This is a genomic window from Leclercia adecarboxylata (assembly GCF_023639785.1).
Taxonomy (GTDB): domain Bacteria; phylum Pseudomonadota; class Gammaproteobacteria; order Enterobacterales; family Enterobacteriaceae; genus Enterobacter; species Enterobacter adecarboxylatus_D.
In genome coordinates this window covers 565,167-587,899 of sequence record NZ_CP098325.1, presented here as the reverse complement: position 1 = coordinate 587,899, position 22,733 = coordinate 565,167, and the positions used below count along the sequence as shown (strand labels likewise).

The 22,733-nt window shown below is 51.2% G+C and carries 17 protein-coding genes; all 17 read left to right on the top strand.

Features of this window, described 5'->3' with window-relative positions:
- Window positions 1-297 precede the first annotated feature (297 nt).
- Window positions 298-1,647, top strand: coding sequence for a hypothetical protein (locus NB069_RS02765; protein ID WP_250587548.1), 1,350 nt, complete (start codon window positions 298-300; stop codon window positions 1,645-1,647).
- The gene (locus NB069_RS02760; protein ID WP_250587546.1) at window positions 1,647-4,367 is read left to right on the top strand and encodes a glycosyltransferase; all 2,721 of its coding nucleotides are present in this window, start codon (window positions 1,647-1,649) and stop codon (window positions 4,365-4,367) included. Before NB069_RS02765 ends, NB069_RS02760 begins: the two co-directional genes overlap by 1 nt.
- Window positions 4,360-5,589: a glycosyltransferase family 61 protein gene (locus tag NB069_RS02755; RefSeq protein ID WP_250587544.1), complete on the top strand. Its 1,230-nt coding sequence runs from the start codon at window positions 4,360-4,362 to the stop codon at window positions 5,587-5,589. The genes NB069_RS02760 and NB069_RS02755 overlap by 8 nt, the downstream gene beginning before the upstream one ends.
- 26 nt (window positions 5,590-5,615) lie before the next feature.
- Window positions 5,616-6,782 (top strand): nucleotide sugar dehydrogenase, encoded by a 1,167-nt coding sequence (locus NB069_RS02750; protein WP_250587542.1) that lies wholly within the window; start codon window positions 5,616-5,618, stop codon window positions 6,780-6,782.
- 88 nt (window positions 6,783-6,870) lie between these two features.
- Window positions 6,871-7,779, top strand: coding sequence for a glycosyltransferase family 2 protein (locus NB069_RS02745; protein WP_250587540.1), 909 nt, complete (start codon window positions 6,871-6,873; stop codon window positions 7,777-7,779).
- 70 nt (window positions 7,780-7,849) lie between these two features.
- Window positions 7,850-9,859 (top strand): glycosyltransferase family 2 protein, encoded by a 2,010-nt coding sequence (locus NB069_RS02740; protein ID WP_250587539.1) that lies wholly within the window; start codon window positions 7,850-7,852, stop codon window positions 9,857-9,859.
- On the top strand, window positions 9,847-10,872 hold the full coding sequence (locus NB069_RS02735; RefSeq protein ID WP_250587537.1) for a glycosyltransferase family 1 protein: 1,026 nt from the start codon (window positions 9,847-9,849) through the stop codon (window positions 10,870-10,872). The genes NB069_RS02740 and NB069_RS02735 overlap by 13 nt, the downstream gene beginning before the upstream one ends.
- Window positions 10,873-11,015: 143 nt before the next feature.
- Window positions 11,016-12,101: a dTDP-glucose 4,6-dehydratase gene (gene rfbB / locus NB069_RS02730; RefSeq protein WP_250587535.1), complete on the top strand. Its 1,086-nt coding sequence runs from the start codon at window positions 11,016-11,018 to the stop codon at window positions 12,099-12,101.
- Window positions 12,101-12,988, top strand: coding sequence for a dTDP-4-dehydrorhamnose reductase (gene rfbD / locus NB069_RS02725; protein ID WP_250587533.1), 888 nt, complete (start codon window positions 12,101-12,103; stop codon window positions 12,986-12,988). The genes rfbB and rfbD overlap by 1 nt, the downstream gene beginning before the upstream one ends.
- A gap of 147 nt (window positions 12,989-13,135) precedes the next feature.
- A complete protein-coding gene (rfbA, locus tag NB069_RS02720) occupies window positions 13,136-14,008 on the top strand; it encodes a glucose-1-phosphate thymidylyltransferase RfbA (RefSeq protein ID WP_113382952.1) in 873 nt (290 codons plus the stop codon).
- Between the two features lie 49 nt (window positions 14,009-14,057).
- On the top strand, window positions 14,058-14,606 hold the full coding sequence (rfbC, locus tag NB069_RS02715) for a dTDP-4-dehydrorhamnose 3,5-epimerase (RefSeq protein ID WP_250587531.1): 549 nt from the start codon (window positions 14,058-14,060) through the stop codon (window positions 14,604-14,606).
- A gap of 46 nt (window positions 14,607-14,652) precedes the next feature.
- On the top strand, window positions 14,653-16,656 hold the full coding sequence (locus NB069_RS02710; RefSeq protein ID WP_250587530.1) for a capsular polysaccharide biosynthesis protein: 2,004 nt from the start codon (window positions 14,653-14,655) through the stop codon (window positions 16,654-16,656).
- Window positions 16,657-16,742: 86 nt separating this feature from the next.
- Window positions 16,743-17,987, top strand: coding sequence for a capsule biosynthesis protein (locus NB069_RS02705; RefSeq protein WP_250587529.1), 1,245 nt, complete (start codon window positions 16,743-16,745; stop codon window positions 17,985-17,987).
- A gap of 204 nt (window positions 17,988-18,191) precedes the next feature.
- Window positions 18,192-19,079 (top strand): helix-turn-helix transcriptional regulator, encoded by an 888-nt coding sequence (locus NB069_RS02700; protein ID WP_250589442.1) that lies wholly within the window; start codon window positions 18,192-18,194, stop codon window positions 19,077-19,079.
- A gap of 198 nt (window positions 19,080-19,277) precedes the next feature.
- On the top strand, window positions 19,278-21,431 hold the full coding sequence (locus tag NB069_RS02695) for a carbon starvation CstA family protein (RefSeq protein WP_250587527.1): 2,154 nt from the start codon (window positions 19,278-19,280) through the stop codon (window positions 21,429-21,431).
- 116 nt (window positions 21,432-21,547) lie between these two features.
- The gene (locus NB069_RS02690; RefSeq protein ID WP_032616354.1) at window positions 21,548-21,751 is read left to right on the top strand and encodes a YbdD/YjiX family protein; all 204 of its coding nucleotides are present in this window, start codon (window positions 21,548-21,550) and stop codon (window positions 21,749-21,751) included.
- 10 nt (window positions 21,752-21,761) lie between these two features.
- A complete protein-coding gene (yjiA, locus tag NB069_RS02685; RefSeq protein ID WP_250587525.1) occupies window positions 21,762-22,715 on the top strand; it encodes a GTPase in 954 nt (317 codons plus the stop codon).
- The last annotated feature ends 18 nt before the right edge of the window (window positions 22,716-22,733 follow it).

Sequence of the window (22,733 nt, the reverse complement as noted above, 5' to 3'; positions counted from 1 at the left end):
TTAATATAAATCCAGGATATAAATAAAAGTGGATGTTAATTTATTAAGTTCACTTTTTATAGGCTTTATAAGCAACAAAAAGACAATAATCCAATAGCATGTCAATATTACTCATGGATATTTAACTCATAAGGACTTTACATTCATGCAAAAAAACGATAGCTAATCTTACAAACATTTTTTTGAACCAAATAAAGAAGTGAAAATAGATAACCTATATAAAATTCTATTCTGCTAAAGCTAATATTATAGATGCATTTAATTTTGAATAGAGTTAATTAAAAATGAGGAAATCTGGTGAACATATATATATATGGCTCTTCAGAGATGAAGTTAGATCAGCACAGCAATCATAATATACATTTTGTATCTCCTGAAGAATTAATATCTCAGATTAAAGTGTCCACTGAAAATGACACGTTTATATGGCAATATGATTATCCATGGAGCAACTTACAAAACACAAAAAATAATGACACAAGCATATTCGATAATTGGAATAAAGAACAACAGAACATTTTATCTATTATAAAGAAAACAAAAAGACACATTATACTTTTTAATAAAAGTGTTATAACCTTAGAATCAGTTTTGAAACATGTTACAAACCCAACGGAAAATATAAAAAACAACTCTAATGCCAATTGCAAAAATAATCTCAACATCTACTTGGGGATTTTATTTTTATGGGGTAAAAAATATTGGCGCACCTTAGAATTTTTGGATGGTATTTCTTTACGACCAATGGGTTTAAAACCGATAAAAAAGAGCACATTTGCTTTAGCATCAAATGAAATACTATTATCGGCAATAAGCGTATTGTCAAACCTGGAAAGCAACGAAAATAAAGTTACCTCTTTAAAAGAAAATATTAATCTAAGATTCAATGAGATTGCAACTCTTACATTAATGTTAAAAGACAGCCAAAATTTACAGCAAAGTGAAAGCTTAAAAAATTCTCAACTTAGTAAAATTGTCGAACTGCATGAAGTCGAACTAAAAAGAGACACAATAAAAGTCATTGAACACAATCAAGAGTTGAAAAAAGAAATATCTGATGGTCGTAACATTTTAGATAATCTCGAAGCTGAGATCAATTTGAAGAATTCTGTCATAACTAATTCTGAGAATCGAATCAAAGAATTAAGCATGCAGCTTAGCAAAAGTAAAAAATCATTAAATTGCCGATTTAATGAACTAGCTGTCATCACTGATATGCTGGAGAAGGCAAATACAGAAATTTCAAATCTACAAGCAAAACTTATTATTGCAAATGAGAAACATGAGAAAATAAAAAATAGTTTCTCCTGGAAAGCAACAGCACCTATACGTGCATTAAGCCATCCGGTTAAAACAAAAAAAGAAAAAAGCAATAAAAAGCTTAATGAAACTATTAAACTAATTAGAGAATCAAAATATTTCGACGCAGAATGGTATTTATCTAAAAATCCAGATGTTAAAAAATCAGGTATTGATCCCGCCAGACATTATTTATTATTTGGCGGGTTTGAAAATAGAGATCCATCCATAAAGTTCTCAAACGAATTATATCTAAAACTTCATCCTGATGTGAAGGAAAAGGGTATTAACCCTTTGGAGCATTATATTACTTTTGGTGTTAAAGAGAACCGAAGGATCAGTTATTAATGGACGAGACAATGAGTTATTCAAATTTATTAAATAAAGTATCCTCAATTGGTTTAGTTGATCCAACTTGGTATTCTAAAGAATATCCAGATGTAGTTAAAACAGGTATTGAGCCAATTGAACACTATATTAAGTATGGTTTTTATCTTAAAAGAAAACCATCAAATACTTTTCAGATCGAAAACTATAATGTCATCTCAAATTTAGTTGATCTATGTAAGTTAATTGATAGCAATAATAATAAAAGCATTTCAACTAAAAGCAACGAGACTAAACAGCTAAAAAGCACTACAAGTTGTCGCGGTTATTTTGATGCGCTTTCAACAACTGAACTACGTGGCTGGGCTATAGATGAGATGCAGCCAGGAAAACCTGTTCAGATAGATGTGTATATTAATGATATTTTCTTAATGAAGATCAAGACTGATAAGAAGCGAGGTGATCTTATAAGGAAAGGTCTTCCTGGTGAATGTGCTGGATTCACACTCACATTCCAAGATGGTATTATCAAAAATGGTTCTATTATTGATTTAAAATTCTCCGGTACTTCCGTATCGCTTAATAAAAGCAATAGAACCTATAAAAGTGAATATCAAAAAAACGTCTTTAGCTCTCGTTATATAGATGCACTTAACTCTCAGAAAATTAGGAAAATAACTGTAGTAATACCTATATATAATGCATACGAAGCCGTAGAAGATTGTTTGAATTCCTTAGTTAAAACATTGAATAATGATGTGCAAGTATTGATGATTGATGATTGCAGCCCAGATGAAAGAATTTCTGGCCTCCTTCAAGAATTCAATAAAAAATACGGTTTCATGCATGTAACTAACAAAGTAAACCTTGGTTATACTAAAACAGTAAACAAAGCAATTTCATTGAGCAATGAAAATGATATTGTTTTATTGAATAGCGATACTGTAACTACTCATCGCTGGTTAGATTCTTTAAAATATGTTGCCTATTCAAGAAATCAGGTAGCAACTGTTACTGCTCTTTCAGATAACTCAGGTGCATTTTCTGTTCCTGATATAGGGCAATATAATGAAATCAAATCTGGATTAACATATGAAGAACATGCACGTTTAATTACACAAAACACATCAGGAAATAATATTTCAGTTCCAACTGGAAATGGATTTTGCTTCTATATCAGAAGGGACTTCCTTAATAAATTTGGAGTCTTCGATGAGGTTAAATATCCAATCGGCTATGGGGAAGAAAATGATTTATGTATGAGAGCATTTCGCGCCGGTTGGAATAATTTAATCTGTGATAAAGCTTTTGTTTATCATAAAAGAAGCCAAAGTTTTAAAGATGACAAAATTAAACTTATGGAAGACGGAGCCAGACAACTGCGCTCAGATTATCCAGAATATAAAAAGTTAACGACACGATTCCATGATGTTGAATTCCATCTTTTGCGCTCAAATATCAGGTCGGTATTACAAAAAGATAGCATAGTATTACCAAGAGCTTTATTTGTAATTTCAACAACTACAGGTGGCACACCTCAAACAAATTTAGATTTAATGCGTGCCATATCGCATAAATATAGTTGCTATTTATTGAGATGCGACAAGTCAGTGATTTATCTTTCAAAATTAGTTGATGGAGAATTACACAGTATCGAAGAAGTCCAATTAGGCGTTTCAATTAATGCCTTAGAACACCGGTCTGAAGAATATGATATCATTGTTGCTGATATATTATTCAAACATAAAATAGAGCTGCTACATATTAGACATATTGCCTGGCATAGTTTGAACCTTCCTTATATTGCCAAATCAATGAACATCCCTGTAATTTATTCAATGCATGATTTTTACTCCATTTGCCCGACGGTCACGCTTAGTAATGAATCTGGTGAATATTGCGCAGGCACATGCAACAACAAAGGAAAAGATTGTAAAATTGCATTATGGGAAGATGGTGAAATAACAAACTTAAAAAATAATTATATTTATAGATGGCGTGAGCAGTTTAAAAACTTCTTGTCGTATTGTGATGCTGTAATTACCACTGATGATTCGGCAAAAGAACAAATATGTAAGATATTTCCGCACATTGAGGAGAAATTTCATGTTATTCCTCATGGTAGAGATTTCATCCAGATGTATCGTGCGGAAATGCTTGATTCCAGCCCAGAAAAAATAAGAGTGATAGTTCCTGGCAATATTTCTGTTGCAAAAGGTGCTTTACTTATTAAGCAAATAATTTCACAGGATAAGCAAAACAAACTTGAGTTCCATTTTTTAGGTAAGGTTGCATCAGAACTCAATGGCGTCGGCATACATCATGGAACATATACACGTGATGATATTGTTGAAAAGATAAAAGAAATAAAACCCCATTTAGGTGTGGTGCTTTCTTTATGGCCTGAAACCTTCTGTCATACTCTTACAGAAATGTGGGCTGCGGGTACTCCAGTATTAGGCATTGAATTAGGAGCTGTCGGTAACCGAATCAAAAATTCTGGTGCAGGTTGGCTAGTCAAAAGCGATATCAGTGCTCAAGAGTGTAAATCTTTCATAATAAACGTACTTAAGAATCATCAAGATTATAATGACAAAGTTGAGAAATTAAATCTTTGGCAAGAAAGCACTGGCGCAACCAATACAACTAATTGGATGAGCGAGCAATACACTTCCTTGTATAAACAATTTTTGCATTGCCAATATGGAAGTAAGTTCATGTCTGTGGTGTCATATGAATAAAATTGTTTGCAATAAAATCGATAATTTGCCAACTGTAACAGATTTATCAGAGTTTTTTTCTAGCAAACAAGATGTGTCATTCGTCTTTGGATTACCCTTATCTACATCTATTGATAATTGTAATTTCGTAAATACGGTGCCGCATGTACCTGATGAGTATAAGAGAAAAGCTTTAGCAATAATGGTTCCAGATGTTTGGACTAAAGGCAGTATTTGGAACAAAATACATACAAACCGATTTCAACCAATAGTTTTAAATAATTTACATAACGCACATATATTTGGTGGTCGAATTGAAAACAGAGACTCTGTTTATCATGATTCTGGACAGTTATTACTGACAGGGAACTACTCAATATTAAATGCTTCGCTTGGTGTTTTGGATGGCTCAAACACGCTCCCTCGAAATTTAATTAACAATGAAAACGGTGAATATTTTTTATCTAGCGAAGCATTGGAATCCCCAACTATATTATATGGTGATTATTACTTCATAGGCAGTATTCATCATCATTTTGGTCATTTTCTTGTTGAAGGTCTTTCCAGATTATGGGCTTTAAAATATATCCCTGATCATATAAAGACAAAACTAAAATATATTATATATGAAGATTCGATCAAACCATATGCTTTGAGCTTGTTAGAAAAATTCGGTATTAATCTTAGTAATATAGTGTTTTCTCCAAAACATGCTATTCTACAGAGGATTTTTGTCCCCGATATTTCTTACAAAACCCATCATTGGGGATCAGAATATCAAGCCGAAGTTTATGATACTTTAATGGATTTGGCCGAAAATTGTAAAGATAATAAAAATTACGTTTATCTAAGCCGAGCTAATGTCCCTGACAGACCTTTAACCAATGAACATGAACTTGAACATAAATTGAAAGGTATAGGGTTTGATATCATTTCACCAGAAAAGATAGGTATTGAACAACAATTGTCTATTATGAAAAGCGCAAAGATTATCGTTGGCCCTGTTGGTAGTCAAATGTATCTTTCAGCTTTCTCAGCTCAATCTACAAATGTTGTTATTTGTGCCCCTCCTAACTTTTATCTCCCGGATGATTTATTAATCTCATCTATGAAAAAATTGAATTTAAACGTCTTCTTTGGAACATCTATAGACTTTGATAAACCCAAAAGGCATAGAGCTTGGGAGATTAATACTGAGGAATTTTTAGAATTTATCCATTCTTTAATTAAATTAGAACAATAATTAATCATAACAAAATAAGTGATCTAATGAAAATTACTATTGTCGGAACTGGTTATGTCGGCCTGTCAAACGCCGTACTATTATCTCAGCATCATCAAGTCATTGCACTTGATGTAGTGCCCGAAAAAGTCGAAAAAATCAACCAACGCCAGTCCCCCATCGCTGATAAAGAGCTTGAAGACTACTTAGCTAATAAGCCTCTTAATCTCCGGGCTACGCTGGACAAAGTCGAAGCCTATCAGGATGCTGAGTTTGTCATTATCGCCACGCCGACCGATTACGATCCTAAGACCAACTACTTCAACACAAGCACCGTTGAAGCCGTTATTCGCGATGTCATGAGCATTAACCCGCACGCGGTTATGGTCATCAAGTCCACTATCCCGGTGGGCTTTACCGAACGCATGCGCCAGGAGTTTGGCACCGAGAATCTGATTTTCTCCCCAGAGTTCTTGCGCGAAGGACGCGCGCTTTATGACAACCTGTATCCATCACGTATTGTGGTAGGTGAATGCAGCGAGCGTGCGCAGCGTTTTGCCGACTTGCTCAAAGAAGGTGCCATTAAGCAGGATGTACAGGTACTGTTAACCGGTAGTACCGAAGCCGAAGCTATTAAGCTGTTTGCAAATACCTACCTCGCCATGCGAGTTGCCTATTTTAACGAGCTGGATACCTACGCTCAGTCGCATGGGTTAGATAGTCGTCAGATTATTGAAGGCATTGGTCTGGATCCGCGTATTGGCACGCATTATAACAACCCTTCGTTTGGCTATGGCGGCTACTGTCTGCCGAAAGATACCAAGCAGCTGTTAGCAAACTATCAGGAAGTGCCTAACAACCTGATCCGCGCCATTGTCGATGCGAATACGACTCGTAAGGATTTTATTGCCGACAGCGTAATCGCCCGTCAGCCTAGGGTAGTGGGTATCCATCGCCTGGTCATGAAAGCCGGTTCTGATAACTTCCGCTCCTCCGCGATTCAGGGGATCATGAAGCGGATAAAAGCGAAAGGAATTGAGGTCGTCGTCTTTGAACCAACCATCAATGAAGAAACCTTCTATAATTCCCGGGTCATTCGCGACCTCGAAGAATTCAAGGAAATCAGCGATGTGATTCTCTGTAACCGGATGGCTCGCGACTTAGCTGACGTCGCAGATAAGGTTTATACCCGCGATCTATTTGGCTCAGATTGAAATGCCCTGAAAAAGAGGGGTTATTCCCCTCTTCATTAGCAATGCGTACAGTTAATACTGTCACACATTTTTTAATTGAGAATGCATTTTGAAATTATTTGTCGCCGCAATTATAAAAAACGAAATGGAAGCCCTGCTTGAGTGGATTGCATACCACAGGGTCGTAGGGGTAAGCGGGTTTATTATTGCGGATAATGGCAGTAATGATGGTTCGCGAGCTTTTCTTGATGGGCTGGAAAGACTGGGCATAGTGACTGTGCTGGACTTTCCTACCATCGGGGAACAAAAGCCGCAGCTTCCCGCTTATGAACGTATTTTACGCAGTTGCAGCACAGATATTGATTTACTGGCCTTTATTGATGCCGACGAGTTCCTGGTGCCACTCGATCCTGAGAAAAGCCTCTCCAGGAGTCTTGATGAATGGTTTAGCGACCCCTCCGTCAGCGCGGTCGCCCTTAACTGGGCTAACTTTGGTTCAAACGGAGAACTGTTTGCCGAAGAGGGCTTAGTGACCGAGCGCTTTACCCAGCGTGCGCCTCAGCAATTCAATGCCAATAAAAATTTTAAGAGCATCGTCAGGCCCAACAACGCAAGTTTCTTTAACAACCCCCATCATGCCGAACTGCGCTATGGCCGCTATATCGATGCGCTGGGCAACGATCTGGTTTCACACCCAAAGCATGGCAACGGCGTCAGCGAAGAAGTGATCTGGAACGGAGTACGGGTTAACCACTATGTGGTCAAATCCCTGGAAGAGTTCCTGCTCGGCAAGCACCTGCGCGGCAGCGCCGCTACGGCCAAGCGCGTAAAACACAAAGCCTATTTCAAAGCCCACGATCGCAACGACGAGACCTGCCTGCTGGCGGCGGCCATGGCCCCTAAAGTCAAAGCAGAAATGGCCGCGATACAGGCCCAGCTGGATGCCTTGCCAGCAGAAGAGAGCCCTCAGAAAAGCAACTCCTGGCTGGCATCGCGCGTCAAAAAGCTCATCGGCTAATCTACGTTTTTTCATATTTCGACAGGAGTCAGAAGCGGGTCTCCCCCGCTTCCGGGTAATGAATCCACTAATGCAAAGCGATTACCACTGGCACCCTCTGGCGCTGCCAGACTCTTCTTTACTGCGCGCGGGCTGGTTTCTGATCCAGGGCACCCTGCGTGCCCGTCAGCCGCGAGGTGAAACTCGCCTGCGCTGGCAGTGTCAGGGCGTCTGGCATGAGCAGATCCTGCCCATCACCCGCCGTGGCACCCTGCAGGAGCTGGTCTGGCTGCCGGTGGGAGCCTGCCAGGTGGGGCTGCTCGCCAGCAGCGAAGGAGCAGAATGCCAGCTTAACATTACCCGTTTTGCAAAGGTGTCAGCGGCCAACAGCGTCTGGCGCCGTCTGCGCCGGGTGTGGCCTTTTTATCAGCGTCTGAATGCGCAAAAGCGCAGGCGTCTGGGGCTCTCCTGGCACCTGTGGTTTACCGATTTACAGCAGGCTTACGACCTGGTAGGCAAGATCCGCGACGACAGGCCGCTGCACGCCTATGAACACTGGCTGGCAAATTTCGATATCGTACAGCCCGGTGAACGCCGCCTGATCGACCGTCTGCTGGCCCGCTGGGGCAACCTGCCCCGCGTCTGCCTGCATCTGGTGAACGGCGGCGATGAGGCAGCGCGCCAGCGCACGCTCGCCAGCATTGCGGGGCTCTGTTATCCGGCTACGCATATCACCGTGCTGGTACAGCCCTCTACTGAAGGCAGGCCCGCGGATGAGTGGCAGTGGGCCATTCCGATTGGGGCGGAACTCGCGCCTGCCGCTCTGGTATGGCTGGCGCACCAGCTGCGCCAGACGCCTGAGGCAAAATGGATCTACGGCGATCACGATCTGCTGGATGAAAAAGGTAAGCGCCACTCGCCGGACTTCAAGCCAGACTGGAACGAAACCCTGCTGCACAGCCAGAACTATATCGGCTGGAGTGGCCTCTGGCGGGAACAGGGCACGGCTGCCATCCCGCAGGACGGAGCCGAAAACTATCGCGGGTGGCTACAGCTGGCCCACCAGCTTGCGCCCAACGAGATTGCGCACATCCCTGCTCTGCTGATGCACGTCCCGGATGCGCTTCCTCAGCAGGATGGCTACGAAACGCTGGCAAGCCAGCTGCAAAACCTGCCCGTTGGGGTGACGCTGGAGTCTGCTCCGCATGGCATCTGCCGCTGGCGCTGGCCACTGCCGGAACAGCTCCCGCGGGTTTCGGTGATTATTCCCACCCGCAATGGTCTGGCGCACCTTCGCCCATGCATTGAAAGCCTGGTGCAGCACACCCGTTACCCGAACATTGAAATCATGGTGATGGATAACCAGAGCGACGACCCCGATACGCTGGCCTATTTTGCGCACATTACCCGGGAGTACGGGGTGCGGGTTATTGCCTGGGATCACCCGTTTAACTACTCGGCGATCAACAACGCCGGGGTGCGTGAGGCCACGGGCGAGCTTATCTGCCTGCTCAACAACGACACCGAAGTGATAAGCCCCCTGTGGCTGGATGAGATGGTCTCTCACCTGCTGCGTCCGGGCGTGGGGATTGTTGGGGCGAGGCTCTTCTACGGTGATGGCCGCGTTCAGCATGCGGGCGATGCCGTCGGGCCCGGCGGCTGCGCCGATCATTTTCACTGTGGCCTGGCTGCCGATGAACCCGGCTACCAGCGCAGGGCGGTGAGTGCCCAGGAGCTGTCCGCCGTGACGGCGGCCTGCCTGCTTACCCATCGCCAGCTCTTTTTGTCCCTTAACGGCTTAGATGAAGTGAACCTGCCGGTGGCCTTTAACGACGTGGATTACTGTCTGCGGGTTGGCGAGGCAGGCTGGCGGATCGTCTGGACGCCGTTTGCCGAGCTGTACCACCACGAGTCGGTCTCCCGCGGCAAAGACGTCACGCCAGAACAGCTGGCACGCTCCCAGGGTGAACTGCGTTACATGAAAAAGCGCTGGGCACAGCGGCTTACCCACGATCCTGCATACAATCCCAACCTGAGCTATGACCGGCCCGATTTCTCGTTAAGTCATACTCCTAATGTGGTGCTGCCATGGACGAACTGATCAGAAAGGCACTCTTCAAACCCTATCTGAAGTTGAATAAGCAAAGCAGCGAGGCGCAACCGGACATCTGGACAGAGTGCCGCTCGCTGTTGATTTTGCATGAAGGGAATTCCCCGACGCTGGCCTATTTCGAAGCGGCCATCCGAAGCCGCTTCCCTGGCGCGGTCTGTCAGCTGGTGGATACCTTAACCACGCCCGCTATCGAGGTGGATAAAGGGGCGGCCATTGTGGTCATCCGTTTTATCTCCGCCGAGTGGCAGCGCGAAATTGCGCGCAACATCGACGATCTGTCGCAGGTTGTCTATTTCATGGATGACGATCTGTTCGACCCGTCCGCGCTAGGGGCGCTGCCGAAAGCCTACCGGACGAAAATCATCCGACGCTCTGCGGCCCAGCATCGCTGGATCACCTCGCACTGCGACACCATCTGGGTGTCGACGCCCTATCTGGCCAGCAAATATGCCCATCTCAACCCCGATGTGGTGCCCGCGCAACCCACGCCGCGGTTGCTGGCCGTTAAAAAGCCGGTGAGAATTGCCTACCACGGCTCAAGCTCACACCAGGCCGAAAAGTACTGGCTGCGTGAGGTAATGGCAGGCGTGCTGGCCCAGTGTCCCCAGGCCAGTTTCGAGATCTTTGGCGAGCACGAAATCTATAAGCTCTACCGCGACCTGCCGCGCGTGACGGTTTTGCATCCCATGAGCTGGCAGAACTATCTGGATTACACCCAGCACCACCAGATCGACATCGGTCTGGCACCGTTACTCGAATCAGAATTTAATATGGCGCGCGGGCCAGTAAAATTTTATGATTTCGTCCGCATGGGCGCGGTGGGTGTATATAGCAACTGCGCGCCGTACAGTGACTTTATCGAACAAAATATCAATGGCGTGCTGCTGAATAACGATCCGCAGAAGTGGATCGATACCCTGGCGCTGCTGGTAAACGCCGGGCAGAAACGTCAGACGCTGGCGAAAAATGCGAAAGAATATTCCTACTCGTTAATTAATTAAAACGGGACGGAAAGGGAAATAATCATTTCCAGGCTCATCAGGCGTTGTATTTCAAACTGCCTGACGCTAAAACACGGTCTGAACGGATAGCATTGATTGTGTTCTGGTGACCATTTCATCCAACAGAAAAGTAAAAATCGCTTATGAAAATCCTTGTAACCGGTGGAGCCGGTTTTATCGGTTCTGCTGTTGTTCGCCATATCATCCGTGATACTCAGGATGCGGTGATCAACCTTGATAAGCTTACCTACGCGGGCAACCTGGAATCGCTGGCCGGGGTCGCAGCAAGCGACCGTTATGCCTTTGAACAGGTGGATATCTGCAACCGTGCAGAGCTGGATCGGGTCTTTGCTACCCATCAACCGGATGCCGTCATGCATCTGGCTGCCGAAAGCCACGTGGATCGCTCCATCACCGGCCCGGCCGATTTTATCGAAACCAACATCGTCGGCACCTACACGCTGCTGGAAGCAGCCCGCGCTTACTGGAGCGAGCTGGATGAAGCCCGCAAGCAGGCGTTCCGTTTCCACCACATCTCTACCGACGAAGTGTATGGCGATCTGCCGCACCCGGATGAAGTGAGCGCCGGTACCGAGCTGCCGCTCTTTACCGAAACCACGCCATACGCGCCAAGCAGCCCGTACTCTGCGTCAAAAGCCTCCAGCGATCACCTGGTGCGCGCGTGGCGTCGTACCTATGGTCTGCCGACCATCGTCACCAACTGCTCCAACAACTATGGCCCGTATCACTTCCCTGAGAAGCTGATCCCGCTGGTGATCCTCAACGCGCTGGACGGCAAAGCGCTGCCTGTCTACGGCAAAGGCGATCAGATCCGCGACTGGCTGTACGTTGAAGACCATGCCCGTGCCCTGTACACCGTGGTAACGACCGGCGTGGTGGGCGAGACCTACAACATCGGCGGCCATAACGAGAAGCAGAACCTGGACGTGGTCCACACCATCTGCGACCTGCTCGACGAGATGGTGCCGAAGACCGGTTCCTACCGCGACCAGATCGCCTACGTGACTGACCGTCCGGGCCACGACCGCCGTTACGCCATCGATGCCAGCAAAATGAGCCATGAGCTGAACTGGCAGCCGCAGGAGACCTTCGAGTCCGGCATCCGCAAAACCGTGCAGTGGTATCTGGATAACCAAGAGTGGGTCAACAACGTGAAAAGCGGCAGTTATCAGGACTGGATCGCGAAGAACTACCAGGAGCGTAACTGATGCATATTCTGCTGTTCGGCAAAAATGGCCAGGTAGGCTGGGAGCTCCAGCGTGCCCTGTTACCGCTGGGTCGTATCACTGCGGTGGATTTTGACTCCACCGATTACTGCGGCGACTTCAGCAACCCGGAAGGCGTGGCCGAGACCGTACGTCAGCTGAAGCCAGACGTCATCGTCAATGCCGCCGCCCACACCGCGGTGGATAAAGCCGAGAGCGAGCGCGACTTTGCCGAGCTGCTCAACGCCACTAGCGTTGCCGCCATCGCTAAAGAAGCCGAAGCGCTGGGCGCCTGGCTGGTGCACTACTCCACCGACTACGTCTTCAACGGCAGCGGTGAAAAGCCGTGGGTAGAAACGGACCAGACCGCACCGCTGAACGTCTACGGCGAAACCAAGCTGGCGGGTGAGCAGGCTGCGGCCCTCTGTTCCCGTCACCTGGTGTTCCGCACCAGCTGGGTCTATGCTGCCCGTGGCGCTAACTTCGCCAAAACCATGCTGCGCTTTGGTAAAGAGCGTAGCGAGATGTCGGTAATTAACGATCAGTTTGGTGCGCCGACCGGGGCAGAGCTGCTGGCCGACTGCACGGCGCATGCGATCCGTATCGCCCAGGATAAACCAGACGTTGCCGGTCTTTATCACCTGATCGCCTCCGGCACCACCACCTGGTTCGACTATGCCCAGCGGGTGTTCGCTACCGCTCGCGCGGCAGGCGTTGAGCTGGCGGTGACTCAGGTGAACGCGGTACCGACCAGCGCGTTCCCGACGCCGGCTAAACGTCCGCATAACTCCCGTCTCGATACCAGCAAATTCCAGCGCACCTTCGGGCTGACGCTGCCGGACTGGACTATCGGCGTCGATCGCATGCTTGCTGAAATCCTTGGCAAGTAAATGCATCAGGGTATGCTATGCATGCCTTGTTTTATCGACATGGACATTTGTCGGGGAGCGGCGTTTTAGCTCCCTCTGCAGCAATTAAACACATGCCGGGGGTGGCGTTTCGCCTCTCCAGTGCAAACAGAAGAAATTGAAGGGATTATGAGCAAGCGTAAAGGTATTATTCTGGCCGGTGGGTCAGGGACTCGTCTTTATCCGGTCACGATGGCCGTCAGCAAGCAGCTGCTGCCAATCTATGACAAACCAATGATCTACTACCCGCTCAGCACCCTGATGCTGGCCGGTATCCGCGACATTCTGATCATCAGCACCCCGCAGGACACGCCGCGCTTTGAGCAACTGCTCGGCGACGGCAGCCAGTGGGGCCTGAACCTGCAGTACAAAGTGCAGCCAAGCCCGGATGGTCTGGCTCAGGCCTTTATCCTCGGCGAAGAGTTCATCGGCGGCGACGACTGTGCGCTGGTGCTGGGCGATAACATCTTCTACGGCCACGACCTGCAAAAACAGCTGGAAGCCGCTGCGGCGAAACCGGCTGGCGCCACTGTCTTTGCCTATCACGTACACGACCCTGAGCGTTACGGCGTGGTGGAGTTCGACAGCGAAGGTACGGCGATCTCTCTGGAAGAGAAACCGCTGGAGCCGAAGAGCAACTATGCTGTAACCGGGCTCTACTTCTACGACAACCGCGTGGTTGAGATTGCCAAAAGCCTGAAACCGTCCCCGCGCGGCGAGCTGGAAATCACCGACGTGAACCGCATCTACCTGGAGCAGGGTAATTTGTCGGTCGCCATGATGGGCCGTGGTTATGCCTGGCTTGATACCGGCACGCATGAGAGCCTGATTGAGGCCAGCAACTTCATCCAGACCATCGAAACCCGCCAGGGGCTGAAAGTGGCCTGTCCTGAAGAGATTGCCTACCGTCTGAAGTTTATCGATGCCGATCAGGTGCGCAAATTAGCCGCGCCGCTGGCCAAGAATGCGTACGGGCAATATCTGCTGAAAATGCTCAAATAGTTATTAACCCCTGGGGCGTCATGCCCCATTTAAGAATCAGGCCGTAATCATGAACGTAATTCAGACCGCAATTCCCGACGTCTTCATCTTTGAGCCAAAAGTGTTTGGCGATGACCGTGGCTTCTTCTTCGAAAGCTTTAACCACCAGCAGTTCGAAGCCGCCATTGGCCGCAGCGTAAACTTCGTGCAGGACAACCACTCCAAGTCTTCAAAAGGGGTTCTGCGTGGTCTGCACTACCAGCTGGCGCCGCATGCGCAGGGCAAACTGGTACGTTGCGTGGCCGGTGAAGTGTTCGACGTGGCGGTGGATATCCGTAAAAGCTCCCCGACCTTTGGTCAGTGGGTGGGTGTGCACCTGTCTGGCGAGAACAAGCGCCAGCTGTGGATCCCGGAAGGCTTCGCCCACGGCTTCATGACCCTGAGCGACACCGCCGAGTTCCTGTACAAAACCACCAACTATTATGCGCCACAGAGCGACCGCGGCATCCGCTGGAACGATGAGACCATTGGTATTACCTGGCCTGCAATCGACAGCGAGATCCTCACCTCCGCCAAAGACAGCGTTGCCAAATCCTTCCCTGACGCAGAGTACTTCTGAGTCCCACGCCCCGCCGTGACGCGGGGCGTTTTCTGACAGAGCGCAAATGAAATTCTATACAGGTTCAGCCGGGATCCTGGCCCGAAAAGCGCAGCTCGAGCCGATGCTGGGCCGCCCGTTACACGCCTTCAAAGCCAGCATGCAGCTGGCGCAAGACGATGTTCTGGTCGGCTGGGGCCAGAAAGCCAATACCCGCCAGATCAAACAAAAAGCACATGAACTCGGGTTGCCGTACTGGCAGCTGGAAGATGGCTTTATCGGGTATATTGGCCATCCTGCCAGAGGGGGCAAAGCCGTCTCCCTGATCGCCGATCCTGTAGGAATTTACTACGATGCCCGCCAGCCGAGCCGCCTTGAGCAGCTGATCGCCACGCCGTGCGACGACAAGATGCTGGCCCGCGCTGAGGCGCTGATGTCTGAACTGCTGCGCCTCGGCATCACCAAATACAACTGCTATGCGGCGGGCAGCGGTTTACCCGATGCCCTGGCGGCACGTCTGCGCGGCGACCCGCGTCCGAAAGTCTTGCTCATTGACCAGGTGGCGGGAGATCTCTCCATCCCCGGCGCGCTGGCGAGCGAAGCAGATTTTGTTGAGATGGTGGCAGCGGCGCGGCGTAACCATCCCGGCAGCCGCCTGCTGCTGCGTACCCACCCGGATACCCGGCTCGGCAAAAAGCGCGGCGTGCTGGCGCGTCTGGAACTGGATGACGTGGACGTGGTGGCCGAACACTGCCATCCCCACGCCCTGCTGAATGAAGTGGAGGCGGTCTACACCGTCTCCTCCCAGATGGGCTTTGAAGCACTGCTGCTGGGCAAAGCGGTGTACTGCTTCGGCATGCCGTTTTATGCAGGCTGGGGGCTGACTCACGACAGCAAAACCTGCGAGCGTCGTCAGGCGCAGGTGAGTCTGCCCCAGCTGGCGGCGGCGGCGCTGATCCTTTACCCGCGCTATCTGGATCCGATCCTGGGCCTGCGCTGCGAAGTGGAGCAGGTGCTGGAGATCGTTGCCGGTCAGCAGAACCCCGCGCCACAGTATCGCCGCCTCTATATGGTGGGCTTCTCCCTGTGGAAGCGCGCCTTTATGCGCGCCTTCTGCCAGCCGCTGGCTGAAGAACTGCGCTTTGTGCGCAGGTTACCCCAACAGCTGGCCGCCGACGAGCAGGTGCTGGTGTGGGGCAGCCGCCATCCTGAACTTAAGCGCGCTATTCGGGTGGAAGATGGCTTTATCCGCTCCCGGGGGCTGGGCTCGAACCTGTGTCGCCCGTCGTCACTCTCCATCGACCCGGTGGGGATCTACTTCGACAGCCGCCGTCCCAGCGGGCTGGAGCAACTGCTTAATCAGCATCAGCTCACCGACCAGGAGCTGGCCCGGGGGAGCGCGCTGGTGGATCTGCTTCGCCAGCACGGGGTGAGCAAATACAACGTCGGCACCGTACAGCCGTTTACCCCGCCCGGCGACGGCCGAACGCTTGTGCTGGTGGTGGGCCAGGTGGATGGCGATGCCTCGATCCTCACCGGCAGCCCGGTCATTCGCAGCAATGAAGCGCTGCTGTGGGCGGTACGCGCTGCAAGGCCGGATGCGCATATCCTGTTTAAACCGCATCCGGACGTGGTGGCGGGCAACCGGGCCGGGGCAATCTCACAGGCGTGCCTGGCCAGCTGCGTCGACAGCCAGGTGCTGGATCTGGGCCTCACCAGCCTTTATCCCCATGTGGACGAGCTGCACACCATGACGTCGCTGAGCGGCTTTGAAGCGCTGGTGCAGGGGGTGAAGGTCACCACCTGGGGCCAGCCGTTCTACAGCGGCTGGGGGCTGACTGAAGACAGGCACCCTGCCCCGCGCCGCCAGCGCACCTTGCCCCTGGCGGCGCTGGTCTGGCTGACGCTGGTCGCCTATCCGCGCTATATCGACTGGCAGAGCGGGCTGTGGATGAGCCCGGAACAGTTAATTCGCCAGCTGGCCGTACAGGGTAACTCCTCATCGCAAAAAGCCAGCCGCTGGCAACGCTGGCAGCTCAAACTGAGCTATCTGGCACAGACGCTTCGTTAGCAAACTCTTTATCCTTAAAAAATTTAAGAAAAGCGGTCATCAAGCCGTTAACTCACCTGTCTCATCAAACGGATCTGGGAAACAAAATGGAAGAGCAAGCTATCCGCCATTTATTAAATGGCCGCCGATATCTTTTGTTACAAGGACCGATGGGCCCCTGCTTTGCGCGACTGGCGACCTGGCTGCAGCACAGCCATCGCGAAGTAAAGCAGGTCTGTTTTAATGCCGGAGACGCCTGGTATGCCGCGAAAGAGACCTCGCTGCACTACACCGGCCCGGTGAAAAACTTTGCCTTCTGGCTGCGCGATCTGCACAAAGAGTACGCCTTCGATACCATCGTCTGCTTCGGCGATTGTCGTCCGATGCATATCGAAGCGAAAAAGTGGGCGCGCAGTAAATCCATCGACTTCCTCGCCTTTGAGGAAGGCTATTTTCGTCCGTTCTACATCACCCTGGAAAAAGGCGGCGTGAACGCGTTCTCCTCGATGCCCATCGACGCGAAATACTACCGCGAACAGCCCCTGCCGGAACTGCCCGCCCCGACGCCGTGGAAGCCCAGCGCCTTTAACCGCGCCGCCCACGCCATGCTCTACTATGCAGCAGGCTGGTTTGGCCGCCACCGCTATCGCGGCTACCGCCACCACAAGTCGTTTTCTCCGTGGTATGAAATGCGCTGCTGGGTCCGTGCCGGTCGCCGCAAGCTGTGGTATCGCTGGAAGCAGCGCCATATGCTGAGCCACATCACCCAGACGCTGGATAACGAGTACTACCTGGCGATTTTGCAGGTTTACAACGACAGCCAGATCATTCACCACAGCCCCTTTAAAGACGTGCGTGACTATATCGAAACCGTGATCCGCTCTTTTGCCCGCCACGCGCCGAAGGAGCGCCATCTGGTGTTCAAACACCACCCGATGGATCGTGGTCACCGTTTTTATGGCGTGCTGATTAACACCCTGTGCGAAAAGTACGGCATTACCGGCCGGGTGATCTATATCCACGATCTCTCCCTGCCTGCGCTGCTGACCCATACCCGGGGCGTGATCACCGTCAACAGCACTGCGGGGCTGTCGGCGCTGATCCACAACAAGCCGCTGAAGGTGATGGGCAAAGCGCTGTACGACATCGAAGGCTTAACCTGGCAGGGGCCGTTGAACCAGTTCTGGCAATCGAACTTCGCCCCTGACAAAAAGCTGTTCCAGCGTTTTCGTACCCATCTGCTCTATCACACGCAGATCAACGCCGTGTTTTACGGAAAGTCCGACTGGCTCAACGTCCCCACAGCACTCCCCTTACCGGAAACCCTCACCGATTCCGAACCCGAACATTAATTCGCTAAGCGCCGGGGAAATTGCCCCGGCGGATCCGATCTGCCCCTCGCTTTTATCCCCTCGTTGCAAAAATCCCTAATGTTTATCCCAAACCTGGCCGTTATAACCTAAGACAAATTTATATGCTGAATCCTGCACTGACATATTTTGTCAGCCTGCACCGGCATAATTCACAGCAATGTTTTAGTTCACGGGAAAGCTTATATGACAATTCCGACCAGGAGTCGCTCGGCTGAAAGGTTGGTTGATATTCTGCTGGAGCTTCATTTACACGGCGCGGTTAACCGCCAGGCATTGATGCATAAATTTAATATTACAGAGCGCACCGTCTATCGCGATCTGAATGCACTTTCGCCCATTGTGGAGCACACCGGAGACGGGCAGTACCGGCTTATTCATGCCCCGCAGGGTCACGCCGGTCAGGGGCTGCACCATGTCATTGCTAACTTCCTGAATGTGGATGATTATTTCCCTGAAAAAGGGCGAGATTTCTGGGAGAAACTGGGGACGAGAGCGGAGGAAAACCATATTATGATCCTCGGTAATGATGCCGAGCGAAAAGAAAAATGGGATATCCACGCCCAGCTCGCAGCCTTTGAAAAGGCGATTAAGAGCCAGCAGGTTTGCCAGATCCTCTATAAAGGCAAGACGCGACAGGTTAATCCTTATAAAGTAATTAACAAAAAGAACATATGGTATTTACAAGCCACCGAAGACGGCAGATTGAAATCGTTTTCTTTAAGCCTGATCCAGTGGCTGGATATTTTTAGCGACACCTTCACGCCGGATAACGACACTCTCGAATTACTGGAAAAAAATCCCGACCCGTGGGTCAGCGAAGAGACATTCGAAGTGGATGTCCTTATTCCCGCCGCCATTGCGCACTATTTTAAACGGCGCGATCTGCTGCCCGGCCAGGAACTTCTGGCGGAAGACAAAAACGGGATCACCCTGCGCTGCCATGCGGCCCATGAAAACCAGATCCTGCCCCTGCTCTTCTACTGGCTGCCTAACATTCAGGTGCTGGAACCCGCCTGGCTAAAGCAGAAGTTCGTTGCCACCCTGGAAACCTATCTGACTGAAGTGGCGTGATCCGCTTCACACAATTCCCCCCACCGACGGCGAGCCTGAACCACTCGCCCTCGCTGTTGACCGTTCATCCCGCCATATAACCACTCACCGATTTACCTTCCTTTACACGCGCAAGGCTCTGGCAAGATCGCCGCAGCATTAACCAACATCTCTCACAGCGAACCCTGACGCTTTTTCATCTAAAAACCAGGTCTTATTATGGATATCAAAAAACTACTTAAGCACGTTCCCTGGCTGCTGCTCGGGATCCTCGGTGCCTGTTGTCTGGCCGTCGTCGCCCTGCGCCGCGGTGAGCACATCAGCGCCCTGTGGATCGTCGTGGCCTCCGTGTCGGTCTATCTGGTGGCGTACCGCTACTACAGTCTCTACATCGCGCAGAAGGTCATGAAACTCGACCCGACCCGCGCGACCCCGGCGGTCATTAACAATGACGGCCTGAACTATGTGCCAACCAACCGCTACGTGCTGTTTGGTCACCACTTTGCGGCCATTGCTGGCGCGGGTCCGCTGGTCGGCCCGGTTCTGGCGGCGCAGATGGGCTACCTGCCGGGTACCCTGTGGCTGCTCGCGGGCGTGGTGCTGGCGGGTGCCGTGCAGGACTTTATGGTGCTGTTTATCTCTTCTCGCCGTAACGGCGCGTCTCTCGGTGAGATGATCAAAGAAGAGATGGGCCGCGTGCCGGGCACCATTGCCCTGTTCGGCTGTTTCCTGATCATGATCATCATCCTGGCGGTGCTGGCGCTGATCGTGGTGAAAGCGCTGGCGGAAAGCCCGTGGGGCGTGTTCACCGTCTGCTCAACCGTGCCGATTGCGCTGTTCATGGGGATCTACATGCGATTCCTGCGTCCTGGCCGCGTGGGTGAAGTGTCGGTGATCGGTATCGTGCTGCTGGTGGCGTCCATTTACTTCGGCGGCGTGATCGCCCACGACCCGTACTGGGGCCCGGCGCTGACCTTTAAAGACACCACCATCACCTTCGTGCTGGTTGGCTACGCCTTTGTCTCTGCCCTGTTGCCGGTATGGCTGATCCTGGCCCCGCGCGACTACCTGGCGACCTTCCTGAAAATCGGGGTGATCGTCGGTCTGGCGATCGGTATCGTGATCATCAACCCTGAGCTGAAAATGCCTGCGGTGACCCAGTACGTTGACGGTACCGGTCCACTATGGAAAGGCGCGCTGTTCCCGTTCCTGTTTATCACCATCGCCTGCGGCGCGGTCTCTGGCTTCCACGCCCTGATTGCTTCCGGCACCACGCCTAAACTGCTGGCGAACGAAACCGACGCGCGGTTTATCGGCTACGGCGCAATGCTGATGGAGTCTTTCGTGGCCATCATGGCGCTGGTGGCGGCGTCCATCATCGAGCCGGGTCTCTACTTCGCAATGAACACCCCGCCAGCTGGCCTGGGCATCACCATGCCAAACCTGCATGAGATGGGCGGGGACAATGCGGCGCTGATTATGGCGCAGCTGAAAGACGTGAGCGCCCACGCGGCGGCAACCGTCAGCTCCTGGGGCTTTGTGATCTCTCCTGAGCAGATCATGCAGACCGCGAAAGACATCGGCGAACCTTCGGTTCTGAACCGTGCCGGTGGCGCACCAACCCTGGCGGTCGGTATCGCCCACGTGTTCCACAAAGTACTGCCATGGGCGGACATGGGCTTCTGGTACCACTTCGGTATTCTGTTCGAGGCGCTGTTTATCCTCACCGCGCTGGACGCCGGTACCCGTGCTGGCCGCTTTATGCTGCAGGATCTGCTGGGTAACTTCGTGCCGTTCCTGAAGAAAACCGACTCGCTGGTAGCGGGCATCCTGGGCACGGCGGGCTGCGTTGGCCTGTGGGGTTATCTGCTGTATCAGGGCGTTGTCGACCCGCTGGGCGGCGTGAAGAGCCTGTGGCCGCTGTTCGGTATCTCTAACCAGATGCTGGCGGCGGTAGCCCTGGTGCTCGGCACCGTGGTGCTGGTGAAGATGAAGCGCACCAGATACATCTGGGTGACCGTGGTGCCAGCCCTGTGGCTGCTGCTCTGCACCACCTGGGCGCTGGGCCTGAAACTGTTCAGCACCAACCCGCAGCTGGAAGGCTTCTTCTTCATGGCGAACCAGTACAAAGAGAAGATTGCCGCCGGCGGCGGTGAGCTGACTGCCCAGCAGATTGCCAACATGAACCATATCGTGGTGAACAACTACACCAACGCGGGTCTGAGCATTCTGTTCCTGGTGGTGGTCTACAGCATCATCTTCTACGGCATCAAAACCTGGATGAAAGTGCGTAACGCCGACGCTCGTACGGACAAAGAGACCCCGTACGTACCGGTCCCGGAAGGCGGCGTGAAGACCTCTTCACACCATTAATCCGCAAACATCCCCTCACCCTAACCCTCTCCCCAAAGGGGAGAGGGGACGATTCCACCCTCTCCCCTCTGGGGAGAGGGCCGGGGTGAGGGGTGCTTTTCTGTCTGGAACCCACAATGTTTGGTAACTTAGGCGAAGCAAAAAAATACCTCGGTCAGGCGGCGAAAATGCTGATTGGCATTCCGGACTATGACAACTACGTTGAGCATATGAAGACCAACCATCCGGATAAACCCTACATGACCTATAACGAATTCTTCCGCGAGCGTCAGGAAGCGCGCTACGGCGGAGGTGGCGAAGGCGGCGTACGCTGCTGCTAAAGGAGAAACCATGACACCGATCGCAGTTACCCTACTCACCGGCTTTCTCGGCGCGGGCAAAACCACCCTGCTGCGCCACATCCTCAACGAACAGCACGGCTTCAAAATCGCGGTTATCGAAAACGAGTTTGGTGAAGTCTCGGTGGACGACCAGCTGATCGGCGATCGCGCCACCCAGATCAAAACCCTGACCAACGGCTGCATCTGCTGCACCCGTTCTAACGAGCTGGAAGACGCCCTGCTCGACCTGCTCGACAGCCGCGATCGGGGTGAGATCGACTTTGACCGCCTGGTGATTGAGTGCACCGGCATGGCCGACCCCGGCCCGATTATTCAGACCTTTTTCTCCCACGAGATCCTCTGCCAGCGCTACCTGCTGGACGGCGTGATCGCCCTGGTCGACGCGGTGCACGCCGACGACCAGATGAACCAGTTCACCATCGCCCAGTCCCAGGTAGGCTACGCCGACCGCATTCTGCTGACCAAAACCGACGTGGCGGGCGAGAGCGCTAAACTGCGCGAGCGCCTGACGCGCATCAACTCCCGCGCGCCGATCTATACCGTCACCTTTGGCGATATCGACCTGTCTCAGCTGTTCAACACCAACGGCTTTATGCTGGAAGAGAACGTCACCACTAAACCACGTTTCCACTTTATGGCCGACAAACAAAACGACGTCTCCTCGATTGTCGTCGAGCTGGACTACCCGGTGGATATCAGCGAAGTTTCCCGGGTGATGGAGAACCTGCTGCTGTCGTTTGCCGACAAACTGCTGCGCTACAAAGGGATGCTGTGGATCGACGGCGAGCCAAACCGCCTGCTGTTCCAGGGCGTGCAGCGCCTGTACAGCGCCGACTGGGATCGCCCCTGGGGCGACGAACAGCCGCACAGCGTAATGGTGTTTATCGGCATCGAGCTGCCGGAAGAGGAGATCCGCGCCGGGTTCGCGGGGTTGTGTAAATAGCCGCACAGACTGTCCCCT

Excerpts from the sequence above, each read along its gene's own strand:
- NB069_RS02760 (WP_250587546.1), top strand. The coding sequence starts at position 1,647 with ATGGACGAGACAATGAGTTATTCAAATTTATTAAATAAAGTATCCTCA.
- NB069_RS02755 (WP_250587544.1), top strand. The coding sequence starts at position 4,360 with ATGAATAAAATTGTTTGCAATAAAATCGATAATTTGCCAACTGTAACA.
- NB069_RS02750 (WP_250587542.1), top strand. The coding sequence starts at position 5,616 with ATGAAAATTACTATTGTCGGAACTGGTTATGTCGGCCTGTCAAACGCC.
- NB069_RS02740 (WP_250587539.1), top strand. The coding sequence starts at position 7,850 with ATGCAAAGCGATTACCACTGGCACCCTCTGGCGCTGCCAGACTCTTCT.
- NB069_RS02735 (WP_250587537.1), top strand. The coding sequence starts at position 9,847 with ATGGACGAACTGATCAGAAAGGCACTCTTCAAACCCTATCTGAAGTTG.
- rfbB (WP_250587535.1), top strand. The coding sequence starts at position 11,016 with ATGAAAATCCTTGTAACCGGTGGAGCCGGTTTTATCGGTTCTGCTGTT.
- rfbD (WP_250587533.1), top strand. The coding sequence starts at position 12,101 with ATGCATATTCTGCTGTTCGGCAAAAATGGCCAGGTAGGCTGGGAGCTC.
- rfbA (WP_113382952.1), top strand. The coding sequence starts at position 13,136 with ATGAGCAAGCGTAAAGGTATTATTCTGGCCGGTGGGTCAGGGACTCGT.
- rfbC (WP_250587531.1), top strand. The coding sequence starts at position 14,058 with ATGAACGTAATTCAGACCGCAATTCCCGACGTCTTCATCTTTGAGCCA.
- NB069_RS02710 (WP_250587530.1), top strand. The coding sequence starts at position 14,653 with ATGAAATTCTATACAGGTTCAGCCGGGATCCTGGCCCGAAAAGCGCAG.
- NB069_RS02705 (WP_250587529.1), top strand. The coding sequence starts at position 16,743 with ATGGAAGAGCAAGCTATCCGCCATTTATTAAATGGCCGCCGATATCTT.
- NB069_RS02700 (WP_250589442.1), top strand. The coding sequence starts at position 18,192 with ATGACAATTCCGACCAGGAGTCGCTCGGCTGAAAGGTTGGTTGATATT.
- NB069_RS02695 (WP_250587527.1), top strand. The coding sequence starts at position 19,278 with ATGGATATCAAAAAACTACTTAAGCACGTTCCCTGGCTGCTGCTCGGG.
- NB069_RS02690 (WP_032616354.1), top strand. The coding sequence starts at position 21,548 with ATGTTTGGTAACTTAGGCGAAGCAAAAAAATACCTCGGTCAGGCGGCG.
- yjiA (WP_250587525.1), top strand. The coding sequence starts at position 21,762 with ATGACACCGATCGCAGTTACCCTACTCACCGGCTTTCTCGGCGCGGGC.